Origin of the sequence: Methylobacterium terricola (genome assembly GCF_006151805.1) — a bacterium.
Lineage (GTDB): Bacteria > Pseudomonadota > Alphaproteobacteria > Rhizobiales > Beijerinckiaceae > Methylobacterium > Methylobacterium terricola.
Map to the genome: position 1 here is coordinate 1 of NZ_VDDA01000064.1, position 11,765 is coordinate 11,765.

An 11,765-nucleotide genomic window follows, 5' to 3' on the forward strand; every position below is an offset into this window, starting at 1 on the left:
CGATGCCGGCCATCCGCCAAGCCATCCTCGACCATCTCAGCCGGCCATCGCCGCAGCGGTGCCCGCATTGTGATGCCGCCCTCAACCAGCCACCTTAAGAGCAACCTGCCAAAGTAGTGCTAGGATCAGGGCTGCCCGGCAGCTTCCAGAAGTTTCGGGTCCATAGCCGACAGGGCAAGCAACGGGGACGGCATCATGACACCCGCCTTGCGCATCCTCTGGGCGGCCGCGCGGCAGCCCCTGAGGTTATTTTCGGCGCTCGCCTTCTCGACCTCCTGGACGTTCTCCAGCGTCGGCTTGACCGGTGGCATGGCAGGCGTGCCCGCGGCCGCAGTGGCCGTCGAGCCGGCCGGCGCGCCCTTGTTCTGAGCGTCGCCTTGCGGCCCTGCTGCGCCGGGGCCGGACGTGGTGATCTGACCGCTTAACCCGGAGTTTTGCTGAACCTGTCCCCCGCCCTCGTGCGGCTTCGCGGTCTCGGCACTCTCCTTCTTGGCAGAGACGGCGGTCGCGAGTTGCGCTGGGGGTGCGTCCGCGTTCTGCGCCGCGTCTGGTTGGTGGACGAAGACGACCAGTTCCCGGCATAGGTTCGCCGGTTTTCCCGCAGCGGGTCGTCCAGTCGCCTCCGGCGGCGGGAGGCCGCCTGCGTCCTGCGCCGCTGCCGGGACCAGGAACAACACGGAGAGGAACGCGACGGGTACGAGAGGGTGCATGGTGAACCGTTCCCTGATCCGGACGAGCTGCATCCGGACCGGCCGCAGATTGTGGGGGGCATGAGGAGTCTCCTACCGGCCCCGGAATTGGGATCGCGGAAAGCATGTGCGGCCTGATGCGCTCGGCACGAGACGATGCTCGCTTAAGTCCAGGTAGGGGGCATAGGCCGACAAGCAGGCGATTGATTACTAGAAAGCGAATTTCTTGGGTCGGTTCCCGGCGACGTGCGGCAAAGTTCCGTCGACGCGGCGCCTCCGCACTCCCAACTTTGCCTAACGCGGCAGCGCCGCCGGCCGACCTCACACCCGCACATGACTACGTGGGGGGGAAGGGGGGGCGTCGTCGGCTCAGTCGAATTGGGAAGTTCGGCACGGACGCAGTGTAAGCCGATGCAGTCCGCTGCCTGGGTCCCCAAACCGGCCCGCCCTGTGCGCCAGGAACCGCTCAATGCTCGGGTCCAAGGGAACGCGGTCAGGCGGGCACTGTCCTTAAGTAGCTCGAATTGGGTTCGTGAGCACGGCATAAACAAGGTCACCCGCCTCGCCGCCACATCTCCGACTAAGGCTGTACGTACAGCTCCCTGATGATTCGCGCGCTGATAGCTCAGCTGTGCCTCGGATCTCCCGCCGCCCGATTACTTCTCGGCTCCCCCGGCCCCTCGTGTTGCCGCGCGACTTTCGCGCACCCAACGGCGTTGTCCGTGAAGGAAGCGGAGGCCCGGCATGGCACGCAACGAGGACCGGATGCGGCAGGTCGTGGCAGGCCTCTCCGAGGGCGTGATCCTGATCGAGCCGGATCAGACCATCTCCTACGCCAATGAGGCTGTGCTCGCGATGCACGGTGTGGCCGGTCTGAGCGAACTCGGCGAGACTGTGGCCGAGTACCGGCGCAACTTCATGGTGGACTACCGCAGCCACCCCGAAGTCGGCCCGCTGCAGCCCCCGGTCGAGCGCCTCCTGGCCGGTGAAGCGTTCCGGGACACCGACGTCGAGGTACACAACTTCCGCGATCCACGCCGCCGCTGGGTACACCGCATCCGCTCGCTGGTCACCATGGACGGCAGCGCGCGGCCCACAGGCCTCGCGCTGGTGATACAGGACGTGAGCGACCGCTACGAGGCGGAGGCGCGCTTCGAGGACATGTTCCAGGCCAACCCCGCGCCAGCCTTGGTCTGCCGCGTGGCCGACCTGCGCTACGTCAAGGTCAACCAAGGGTTCCTCGACCTATCCGGCTATACCCGCGAGCAAGTGCTAGGCCGGTCCTTCTGTGAGATCGATCTCCTCACCCACGTCGAGGGTCGAAGCCTCGCGGTCGAGAACCTGCATGCCGGCCGCACCATCCCTCAGATGGAGGCTTGCCTGAACGTTCCTGCGGATAGCGAGAAGTACGTCATCGTGGCCGGCCATCCGATACGGATGCCGGGCGGCGAGCCGTGCATGCTGTTCACCTTCGCCGACTTGGAAGACCGCCGCAAAGCCGAGGTGGAACTCAAGCTCAGCGAGGAGCGCTTCGCCAAGGCCTTCCAGCTCAACCCGGTCCCGACTGCCCTGCTCAGCACGGACAGCTTGGTGGCCTCGGACATCAACGAGGCGTTCGCCACGATGTTCGGTGGGCCCGGCGACAACTCAGGCGCGGTCGCATCGAGACTCTGGGTAGACGAGGCGGAGCAGGCCAGGTTCAAGCGCACCCTGAAGAGATCAGAGGGGGTTCGGGGTTTCGAGGCACGTCTGCGTACCCAAGATGGGGAGATCCTCGACTGCCTGGTCTCGGCCGAGCCGGTGCGGATCAATGGCGGAACCTTCGTTCTATGCGCGATCCAGGACATCACCGCCCGCAAGCGCACGGAGACGGAGCTGATCGCCGCCATCGAAACGGTGATGGCGGACGCCTCCTGGTTCAGTCACGGTGTCATCGAGAAGCTCGCCCTGATGCGGAACCCATCGCCGCCCGGAAAGCCGGCAGCTCTCGTCGAGAAGCTCACGCGGCGCGAGCACGACTTGCTTGAGGGCATCTGTAAGGGTGCTACGGACCCGGAGATCGCAGCCGAGCTCGGTCTGTCGTTGAGCACGGTGCGCAATCACCTCGCCAGCCTGTACCGCAAGATCGGCGTCAACCGCCGCAGCGCGGTGGTGGTCTGGGCCAGGGAACGCGGCATCGGGTCGGCGCCCGCGGGAGGAGCCGGGAAAGCCACGAAACTGGGTCGAAAACACCAAACGAACTGATGTAAAAAATTAATATATACGTTCGCGGAACATCGCGTATTTGGCCTGCTTGTGACTGCAGCAGCTCTGCTCGATACGGGCATTTCAGAAATAATTAAAAGATAAAATGCGGGGTGTTGGGAATGGGCCAGGGCTGCAAGGTTCTGTCGGATGACCACGCACGTGCCCTGATCAAGCAGGCCATTGGCATCGTCTTCGGAGATGCCCGGGTCGAAGCCGAGGCTACGGTCGAGATCGCCGCTATCGAAGCGGTGCGTGCCCAGGCAACGCAGAAACCGAAGCGGATCAGGCCGCCTGCCTGAGATCGCTGGTCAACGCAATCACGCTCGCCCGATCCCGACCCGCTTGCGGCGTGCGTCCGGCTGAGCAGGTGCGACAGCGCGCAACGAGTTGGAGCTAAACCCATGTCATTTCTCGCCTGGATCGTGCTCGGCCTAATCGCCGGCTTCATCGCGAGCCGGATCGTCAACAACACCGGCCAGGGCCTTGTCGTCGATATCCTGCTCGGCGTGGTCGGCGCGGTAGTCGGTGGCTTCCTGTTCAATCAGTTCGGCGAGCCCGGGGTCACCGGACTCAACCTCTACAGTCTGCTCGTTGCTATCGTCGGCGCTGTCGTCGTGCTCTGGCTTTATCACGCTCTGGTCGGGCGCCGTGGGGTCGTATGAACGACGCCTCGTCATCTTCGCCACTACGCATCAACTCTCGGAGTTATCATGCCTACCATCTCAGATCCCGCACGTGGCTCACGTGATAGCACTCTTCATGAGCGCGACCTTCCGCAGACCAGCCCGATTACCCCGGCCGAGGACCTACGCACCGTCGCACTCAATCAGATCTCCTGGGGCGCTGTGTTTGCTGGCGCCGCAGCCGCTCTGGTGCTGCAGGTCATCCTGAACATGCTCGGCCTCGGCATCGGCCTCTCAACGGTGGATCCCACCGGGGATGGAACACCGGCGGCGAGCTCGCTTGGTTTGGGTGCAGGTCTCTGGTGGGTGATCTCCGGCATCCTCGCCTCGGCTGCCGGCGGCTACCTTGCCGGGCGTCTATCGGGCAAGCCCTCGAACTCCACCGCCGGCTACCACGGCCTGATCTCCTGGGCGGTCGCGACCTTGGTGATCTTCTACATGCTCTCCTCGGCGGTGAGCGGCCTGGTGGGCGGTGCCTTCAACACCGCATCCGGCGCAGTCGGCGGCCTCGGCAGGGCGGCCGGTGGCTCGATCCAGACCGTGGCGCAGACTGCCGCTCCATCGCTGAGCAAGATCTCCGATCCGTTCGCCAGCATCGAGAGCCAAGTTCGCAGCGGCGCCAATGGCCAGGATCCGGCCGCACTCAAGGATGCTGCCGTCAGCGCCATGCGCGCCGCGGTCACAGGTGACGACGCCCAGCAGGCTCAAGCCACCGAGAAGGCAGCGCAGGCTCTCGCCAGGGCGCAGAACATCCCGGTCGATCAGGCCCGGACCCAGGTCCAGCAATACATCCAGCAGTTTAAGGACACGACGGCCAAGGCTAAGGAGCAGGCCAAGCAGGCAGCCGATGCCACGGCTCGTACGGCTTCTCAGGCCGCGCTCTACGGTGCCCTGGCGCTGATCCTCGGCGCGCTCGCCGCCTTCTTCGCCGGTCGCGGCGCCGCGGTTGACCCGACCATCACGCGGACGGCCGGCGTGCCGGTTGGACAGCGCCGCGCATGAGCACCGATCCGACCGTGATCGATCCCCTGGGGCTCGGGACGCCGGTCCAGCCCGCGGCGGGAGACACCGAGACGATCCAGCTCGTCGAGGAGACCGCCCGCATCGAGAAGCGGATGGTCGAGAAAGGCCGGGTTCGGGTGCAGACCCGGACCGAGACGACAGAGGAAATGCTGCGTGAGACCCTGCGCAGCGACGCAGTCGGCGTGACCCGGGTGCCCATCGACCGGGTCATCGCCGCGGGCGAGGTCGCCCCAACCACCAGGACGGAGAACGGGGTGACCATCATCCCAGTCCTGGAGGAGGTCCTCGTCGTCGAGAAGCGCCTCGTCCTCAAGGAGGAGGTGCACATCCGCCAGACCACCTTGGGCGAAGTGGTCGAAATTCCGGTGACGCTGCGCAGGCAGCACGCTGTGGTCGAACGCGTGTCCGCCGACGGGCATGCCAGCGAAGTTCCCCAACAGGAGAAGACCCCGTGACCCAGACCATTACAGCCATGTACGACAACCCGGCCGACGCTCAGGCTGCGCAAGGCAAGCTCGTGGCCGCCGGCATCCCGCAGGCCTCGATCAAGCTGCTCGCCGGCACTCAGACCACCCAGAGCGGCACGAGCAAGGGTTACGACCACACCCGGGACGAAGGCGGCTTCTGGGCCTCGCTCAAGGACGCCTTCATGCCGGAGGAGGACCGCTACGCCTACAGCGAGGGCCTGAGCCGCGGCGGCACAATGCTGAGCGTCTCGGTCGATCAAGCTCACGCCGAGACCGCCTACGACATCCTGGAGGAGCACGGCTCGGTCGACCTCGACCAGCGCGAGGCGACCTGGCGCAAGGAAGGCTGGAGCGGCTACGACGCCGGAGCGGCATCCGGCGCGACCGCGACCACCGGTGCCGTTCGCAACCCGACCACGACGGCGGTCGCTGGCGAGGTCGCCTCGACCGGCGGCACGGCGGCTTACGCGGCCAGTGAGCGTCAGGCTTCTGCAGGAGCGGCAACCGGCACGGATTACATCCCGGTGGTCGAGGAACGGCTCAACGTCGGCAAGCGGGTGGCCGAGCACGGCCGTGTGCGGATCCGATCCTACGTCGTCGAGACACCAGTCGAGGAGCAGGTCACGTTGCGTGACGAGACCGTGCACGTCGACCGCCGTGCCGTGGATCGCCCGGTGACGGCGGCCGACGAGGCGCTGTTTGCCGAGCGGACCATCGAGGCCACCGAGATGCACGAGCAGGCGGTGGTGTCGAAGGATGCCCGCGTCGTCGAGGAGATCGGGGTTCGCAAGGATGCGACCCAGCACACCGAGACCGTCACCGATAAGGTGCGCCGGACCGAGGTCGAGGTCGAGGACGAGCGGGGCAATGTCAGCCGTACCGGATCGAGCGGGACGGACACACGCAAACCCGTCTAAGACACGCAGGCGGGAACGGCCCCGCGCCGTTCCCGTCCATCGGTTCGCTCCTCCTCCTGTTGTCTAGGAACAGGCCTGACCGTGATGGGCAGGCGTTCGATGGCCTGCCGCTCGTCATCGGAAAGACGCGCAATGCCCTCCAGCTTGCGGATGAGCATGTTCGTGGAGTGGTTCGGTGCGAGAGCCATTGTGACTCCCTCTTGCGTTTGCAGGTGGAAGCCCGCGGCTCTCCCAGCCATCGGCACCTGTCCCTAATCCACCGATGATATGGTTCACATGAAGCATAAATTAAAGATGTAAATTATCCTAGGTCAATGTTTCCGCATTTTTTGGAAAACAAGCGGCTGATACACCATCTATATCCCCTGAAGTGAGTTGCAGAAAATATGTTCGCATGAGGTGGATTTTGCCATGACAAATGAACAGTGCCGTTTGTTAAGCTGTCTTGAAAAGATTGACGGATGGGTCACGCTGTACGAGCTTAGCGATACAGCGAAGCTGGTTCTAGATGACGATCTGTTCGTGCCCAGCCTCGTGGCACGCGGGTGGGCCGATCACGACCCTGATGGGGTAGCAGTTCGTATCACCGGAGCAGGCCGCGAGGCCCTCGCGAGCGATCTTGAGCTGCGGTCTCGCTGAAGCAGGTCATGATGCGCATTGCTTCGTGCGAAACGGGGCCGCTGGCTCATACGTCCTGCCGTAGCAGCGGCAGACCGCAAACCAGAACGCCTGACGCTGAGATGGCAAAAGCTTGAGCAGTGACTCTCGCAGGGCCTCTTCGCCAGCCGCCGCGAGTGCCTTCCGTTGCTCGGTGGTGATCTCACTGATGCTCGACATGCGTCCCTGCCAGCGTTGTATGACGACAACGCACGAGCCAGTCGATGGAGCCAGGATGGTGCCCTCACTCCGAGAAGGGTTAGAACTTGCCTCGCCCTCACGAACCCCATGCAGATGCCATCCGCACCGCGCGAGCGATCATGGATAACGAGGGCTCGAAGCTCGTTGCCGTCGTGACGAGCGGAAATCAGGCAGTCATCAATGATGCCAAGCAAGACCTCGTGGCCAGGATTGCTCAGGCGATCGTTGAGGCCGAGCGAGCTGCCAACGAAGGTTCTGCTGACGAACTTCCCTGAACCGTCGCAAAGCTCTGCCGAGGGGCAGGGTCGCAGGTCGGCTGAAGCCTCATCCGCATGCGGCCTGGACAGCCCTCTTCATGCCTCGGCCAGCAGGCGCTCGTACTCGGCCTCAGCCACGCCGTAGGTATCGCCCGCCAGGTCCATCATCTTCTCGCGGTCGAGCACGCGAACACGCCCCCGCATGGCCTTGATCATGCCAGCACCCTCCAGAATGTGTACTGACGTCGTCACACCGGGCCGACGTACACCCAGTATCAACGCCAGAAAGTCGTGTGTCAGCGGCATCTCATCCTTCTGCAGACGGTCGTGGATCATCAGGATCCAGCGTGCCAGACGGCCCTCGATGTTGAGTTCAGCATTGGCATAAACGGTCTGACCCACTTGCACGATCAAGCTCTGTACGTAGCGACCGAGTACCCCTCGCATGGTTGCACTCTCGTCGAAGGCGGCACGCAAAGCAGCGGCTGGTATGCGCAGAGCCATGCCCTCACCCTGCACCATCGAGACGTGCGGCGTCCGGTCGGTTCCGAGCACTAGAGGCGTGCCGACGAAGCCGTCATAGCCGACGGTGCCGATCTCCAGCCGACCCTCAGCCGTGTGGCCGATAATCGAGCAAAGCCCTTCCTCGATGAAGTAGGCGTGGCTGATCGGCTCGTCGGCCGGGATCAGAACCTCACGCAGCTTGATCGGCTGAGCGTCGAGGTGCGGGGCGAGGCGGGTGAAGTCGTCGGGTGGGAGCACCTGGAGAAGGCGGTTGCGAACGCTTGCTTGCTGAGGCTGAGACACGGCTCTGCTCCGGGTTGGGGCAAGAGCACGCGCGGTCTCCCAAGCGTCCACGCCCGAACAAATCGGCAGACGACAGACCGTATTTGGGATGCCCATCATCTCGGTTCAAGGAAATTGAGAAGGGTACGGTACCGTACAAAGAAGAAATGTCCGCTTTGGTACCGAGTTTCGATGATGCCTTATGTCGCCTTTAATCGTGGGCTATATGCTTTTTCGGCAACGGCGCGTCGGCGAAGGGCCGAACGGCTCAGCCCCCGGAGCAGGCATGTCATATCCCGACCCGCAGCCCCTCGTCCTCCTGATCGAGGACGATTTCCTGATCGGCATGGACCTGTCCGATGCGCTCGAGCAAGCGGGCTACCGCGTACTCGGGCCGCTCGCGACAGCGGTGGAGACCTTGAGCCTGATGGAGCGGGAGACGCCTACGCTCGCGATTGTCGACGTCATGCTCAAGGATGGTCCCTGTACGGCCCTGGCTCGCGAACTGCGCAAGCAGGGTGTGCCCTTTATCGTTCATTCCGCCTGCCGGCCGGATGAGCCGTTGGCCAGTGAGTTTCAGGGTGTGCCTTGGTTGGGTAAGCCAGCCATGCCGAGGGATGTGGTCGCAGTCTTGGGCGAGCTAACCCGAGCGATCCCCGCGCTCGAACCCGCGGTGCTCAGCGCCGAGCCCGTCACGTTTGGTCGGCTGAGCGACGCCTTTGCAGGAAGCCGTCATCCGCTGATCCGGAAGCTGGAGGGCTTCACGGCCCTGTCAGACGAGGACCGCACCGCGCTCGAACGGATCACCGCGGCGCCAACCATCGTCGCGCCGGGCACCGATCTTGCCCGTGCGGGTGATAGGCCGGACGGAGTGATCCTTATCCTGGAGGGTATGGCCTGCCGCCACAAGCAACGCGTCGGCGGTGCACGCCAGATCTCCGCCTACCTCGTGCCGGGCGACACCGGTGATCTCGACGTCACCCTGCTCGACACAATGGATCACACAATCACCACGCTCAGCGCCTGCAAGGTCGTGCGCCTCGCGCCTGAGATATTAGCTGACCTGCTGCACAACCGCCCGAACATCACTCGCGCGTTACGGATCTCGACCCTTGTGGACGAGGCCACCTTACGCGAGTGGCTGATGAATGTGGGCCGCCGCTCGGCCGTGGAGCGCGTCGCCCATCTCATGTGCGAGCTTCTGGCGCGGCTCCACGCAGTCGGCCACGGTCGCAAGAGCAGCTATGCCCTGGCGCCCACGCAATCGGATCTGGCGGACACGACTGGGCTCTCGACGGTGCATGTGAACCGCGCTCTCCAGACCTTGCGGCAGCGAGGACTGATCGAACTCGTGGGCAACCACCTGAGAATTCTCGATGATCCAGGCCTGCGGGCATTGGCCGAGTTCGAACCCGGCTACTTGCACCTGGGAAGCCAGGTCGCCACCTGAGGTTGGAGCTTCGCTGTTTACGCTCGCAGCACCTCACGGCACCTGCAAACCTCAACGCCGACATCGCGAGGAGGCCAGAGGGACGGGTGATGTGAGCTCGCGCTGGAGCTTCGGCCGTGCTTTCGGTAGCTAGCTCGGTAGTCCGCCTTGCGCTGTGGCGATCTCAATCGCCTCCTGCGCGTTCGGCCCTATCGGGTGCTGATGCCGATCGAGGAAGGCTTTGGCAGCCGCGAGCTGGTCGAGTGCCGGGCTCGGCCTCCGATACTGCTCGGCCATAAGGTCGGAGGTCACCGCGAATGCGAGTTCCTCAGCCAGCGCAGCGACGAGCGGCAAGGGGTCGGCGAGAGAGTTGGTGGCGATCATCATGCCACCCTACGACCGCGCCTCGATTAAATCGAGCGCGTGTCATTCTTCCCTTCGGCTTGAATGCCGTCCAGCCTGCAGCGGATCGCGTTGCGCGTAGAGGGAGCGGCCTTCGGCCTTATTGGCTGCGATCCGCTCATGCAGTTGAACGGCACGCAGCGCAATCGCTTCGGCGCCGCATAAGCGGCAAGGCCCTCCTCGGCCTCCAGCACGGCACTGATAGGGCATGCGACATGTCGGGCGCGGCATTCAGCCTTCGTAGAACCTTGTCGCGTGCCGTGCCATTCATCTCATGATCGAACACTCAGATGTCTACCCGAGCGCATGGGACGGGCCAGCAATCCACAGCGGAGGCCCTGGAGGCGTTTTCTAGCGCTTTCCGGTCGGTTAATACCCTGCCCGACCCCCGAAACGCCGTTAGGGACACTCTGAGGGCGATTTCCGCCGAGCCGGGCGACGAAGGCGAGATCCCGTGCCCGGAATGCTCCGGCCGGCTGCGATGGTCTCGGGCTGAGAACGGGCATGGTTGGTGTGGGTCGGGAGCGGCGGTTCGGCACTTGCCGACCCAATGTTGGCTCATGGCGCCTCTCGGAGCCACGGGTGTGCACCCCGAGTAACATGCACCTGCCTAGTTCGAGGCGCCAAGTTCCCATTGAACGGCGAGGGCGAACTGGAACTGCGGCGTGTTCCGGTTGAGCCCAAAGCCGATAGCAACTCCGAGGATCGCACGTTGATCTCTCAGGCGATGACGCACGCCCACCTGCACTAGGCTGTAGTCGGGCTGAGCCTTCTCTTGTTGCTCGCGCGCGTAGGTGACGACCAAAGCCGTGTCGCGCGCCAGAGCTTGTCCAGCTGAGGCATTGACGAGATAGCGTGTCGTTCGCTCACCGGGTGCCGGATCGAAGCGATAGACGGTACCGACGTTCAGACTTACGCCGAGCGGACGCGCACCGCCGACAAGTGTCTTGCCGAAGAGGGCTGTAGCTTCGGTCTCGTAGGCCGTGCCACCCGGTCCGTAGAGGGAGCGCACGCGGCCGAGTAGGCCGACGATTGGCATGGAGATGCTCTCGTCCGTCAGCTGGTAGAGCGCACCCAGCCGGGTCGTTCCGCCGAGAGCTGCACGCGTCTGCTCCGAGCCGTCTCCACCCACTTCGGTCGACGCTGTTCCAAGGCGGCGCCGTACGTCGAGGTTGCCGTACGCACCCGTCTGCCCAATGCGCACGTCGAGGTTGGGTGCCACGCCGTAACTCAGCTCGGTCTCTGCGCCCCAGGTGCTCCGCACGCGGCCTGTCGCGGCTCGTTCGTATGACCCGACGATGGAGTAGGCCGCCTCGCCAGGTGGCGTCGCATGTGGGTCTGTGACCTCGAAGGGATCGTCCGCCAGGGTAATTGGCTCATCCTGTGCCGCGGCCGCACTCAGGAATGCCAGTGCGCCCGCCAAGGAGAGCCCGCAGGCAGCTGTGACGGACGGGGCTAGACATCGCATGCTGCCGCCTCGTGGTGCGTTCTTCAGCAGGCCGCAGCTTACCCGCGAGCGCCTGTCTACGCGATGGCAGGATCCGGAAATCCGAGACGGTTGAGCGTTGCGGAGATCTTGATGCCTGATTGGCAGACGCTGTTCGTACCAGAGCGCGCAGCGGTACTGGGCGTAAAGGTCACGCTGGCTCGCCATCCAGTGTGGCCATACCAACGTGAGTGATTTTTTCCGATCGCTGTTGCCGGCATCACTCAGGCTACAACACTTCGGAGTTATCCATGCCGACAAATCCCGACATGCAAGCCTGCATCGACGAGTGCCTGCGTTGCTACCAGACCTGCCTGAGCATGGCCTCCACGCATTGCTTGGAGACCGGCGGCAAGCACGTCGAGCCCGAACACTTCCGCCTGATGATGGCTTGCGCTGAGAGTTGCCGATCGAGCGCCCACCTCATGCTGATCGGCACCGCTCTGCACAAGCACCAGTGCAGCGCATGCGCCGAGGTCTGCGCGGCCTGCGCCGCGTCGTGTGAGGAGGTCGGCGACATG

The 11,765-nt window shown here is 64.2% G+C and carries 13 protein-coding genes; 9 read left to right on the plus strand and 4 right to left on the minus strand.

Features of this window, described 5'->3' with window-relative positions; translation table 11 throughout:
- Positions 1-125 precede the first annotated feature (125 nt).
- On the minus strand, positions 126-743 hold the full coding sequence (locus FF100_RS35855; protein WP_139040765.1) for a hypothetical protein: 618 nt from the start codon (positions 741-743) through the stop codon (positions 126-128).
- A 690-nt stretch (positions 744-1,433) separates the two neighbouring features.
- On the opposite strand from FF100_RS35855, the gene FF100_RS35860 reads away from it, so the two are divergent.
- From FF100_RS35860 to FF100_RS37470, 7 genes are all read left to right on the plus strand, one after another.
- Complete coding sequence (locus FF100_RS35860) at positions 1,434-2,933, plus strand: helix-turn-helix transcriptional regulator (RefSeq protein ID WP_139040766.1); 1,500 nt, start codon at positions 1,434-1,436, stop codon at positions 2,931-2,933.
- Positions 2,934-3,055: 122 nt separating this feature from the next.
- On the plus strand, positions 3,056-3,235 hold the full coding sequence (locus tag FF100_RS35865; protein ID WP_139040767.1) for a hypothetical protein: 180 nt from the start codon (positions 3,056-3,058) through the stop codon (positions 3,233-3,235).
- 102 nt (positions 3,236-3,337) lie between these two features.
- Complete coding sequence (locus tag FF100_RS35870) at positions 3,338-3,598, plus strand: GlsB/YeaQ/YmgE family stress response membrane protein (protein WP_139040768.1); 261 nt, start codon at positions 3,338-3,340, stop codon at positions 3,596-3,598.
- Between the two features lie 48 nt (positions 3,599-3,646).
- Positions 3,647-4,621, plus strand: a complete 975-nt coding sequence (locus tag FF100_RS35875) for a F0F1 ATP synthase subunit B family protein (RefSeq protein WP_139040769.1) — start codon at positions 3,647-3,649, stop codon at positions 4,619-4,621.
- On the plus strand, positions 4,618-5,097 hold the full coding sequence (locus tag FF100_RS35880; protein WP_139040770.1) for a YsnF/AvaK domain-containing protein: 480 nt from the start codon (positions 4,618-4,620) through the stop codon (positions 5,095-5,097). Before FF100_RS35875 ends, FF100_RS35880 begins: the two co-directional genes overlap by 4 nt.
- Positions 5,094-6,026, plus strand: a complete 933-nt coding sequence (locus FF100_RS35885) for a YsnF/AvaK domain-containing protein (protein WP_139040771.1) — start codon at positions 5,094-5,096, stop codon at positions 6,024-6,026. The genes FF100_RS35880 and FF100_RS35885 overlap by 4 nt, the downstream gene beginning before the upstream one ends.
- Before the next feature lie 977 nt (positions 6,027-7,003).
- Positions 7,004-7,159 (plus strand): hypothetical protein, encoded by a 156-nt coding sequence (locus tag FF100_RS37470; protein WP_171070473.1) that lies wholly within the window; start codon positions 7,004-7,006, stop codon positions 7,157-7,159.
- Positions 7,160-7,237: 78 nt separating this feature from the next.
- On the opposite strand, the gene FF100_RS35900 is transcribed toward FF100_RS37470, so the two are convergent.
- On the minus strand, positions 7,238-7,948 hold the full coding sequence (locus FF100_RS35900; RefSeq protein WP_139040773.1) for a Crp/Fnr family transcriptional regulator: 711 nt from the start codon (positions 7,946-7,948) through the stop codon (positions 7,238-7,240).
- Positions 7,949-8,213: 265 nt separating this feature from the next.
- Here FF100_RS35900 and FF100_RS35905 point away from each other — a divergent pair, with 265 nt between their 5' ends.
- A complete protein-coding gene (locus tag FF100_RS35905; RefSeq protein ID WP_139040774.1) occupies positions 8,214-9,377 on the plus strand; it encodes a helix-turn-helix domain-containing protein in 1,164 nt (387 codons plus the stop codon).
- Between the two features lie 129 nt (positions 9,378-9,506).
- On the opposite strand, the gene FF100_RS35910 is transcribed toward FF100_RS35905, so the two are convergent.
- A complete protein-coding gene (locus FF100_RS35910; RefSeq protein WP_139040775.1) occupies positions 9,507-9,743 on the minus strand; it encodes a hypothetical protein in 237 nt (78 codons plus the stop codon).
- Positions 9,744-10,368: 625 nt separating this feature from the next.
- Positions 10,369-10,980 (minus strand): hypothetical protein, encoded by a 612-nt coding sequence (locus FF100_RS35915; RefSeq protein WP_246102771.1) that lies wholly within the window; start codon positions 10,978-10,980, stop codon positions 10,369-10,371.
- Positions 10,981-11,495: 515 nt separating this feature from the next.
- On the opposite strand from FF100_RS35915, the gene FF100_RS35925 reads away from it, so the two are divergent.
- The coding region (locus tag FF100_RS35925) for a four-helix bundle copper-binding protein (RefSeq protein WP_139040778.1) at positions 11,496-11,765 on the plus strand (270 nt) is incomplete at its 3' end.

What these genes read in the sequence shown, in the direction of transcription:
- FF100_RS35855 (WP_139040765.1), bottom strand. Translation starts at nt 743, where the DNA reads ATGCAGCTCGTCCGGATCAGGGAACGGTTCACCATGCACCCTCTCGTA.
- FF100_RS35860 (WP_139040766.1), top strand. Translation starts at nt 1,434, where the DNA reads ATGGCACGCAACGAGGACCGGATGCGGCAGGTCGTGGCAGGCCTCTCC.
- FF100_RS35865 (WP_139040767.1), top strand. Translation starts at nt 3,056, where the DNA reads ATGGGCCAGGGCTGCAAGGTTCTGTCGGATGACCACGCACGTGCCCTG.
- FF100_RS35870 (WP_139040768.1), top strand. Translation starts at nt 3,338, where the DNA reads ATGTCATTTCTCGCCTGGATCGTGCTCGGCCTAATCGCCGGCTTCATC.
- FF100_RS35875 (WP_139040769.1), top strand. Translation starts at nt 3,647, where the DNA reads ATGCCTACCATCTCAGATCCCGCACGTGGCTCACGTGATAGCACTCTT.
- FF100_RS35880 (WP_139040770.1), top strand. Translation starts at nt 4,618, where the DNA reads ATGAGCACCGATCCGACCGTGATCGATCCCCTGGGGCTCGGGACGCCG.
- FF100_RS37470 (WP_171070473.1), top strand. Translation starts at nt 7,004, where the DNA reads ATGGATAACGAGGGCTCGAAGCTCGTTGCCGTCGTGACGAGCGGAAAT.
- FF100_RS35905 (WP_139040774.1), top strand. Translation starts at nt 8,214, where the DNA reads ATGTCATATCCCGACCCGCAGCCCCTCGTCCTCCTGATCGAGGACGAT.
- FF100_RS35910 (WP_139040775.1), bottom strand. Translation starts at nt 9,743, where the DNA reads ATGATGATCGCCACCAACTCTCTCGCCGACCCCTTGCCGCTCGTCGCT.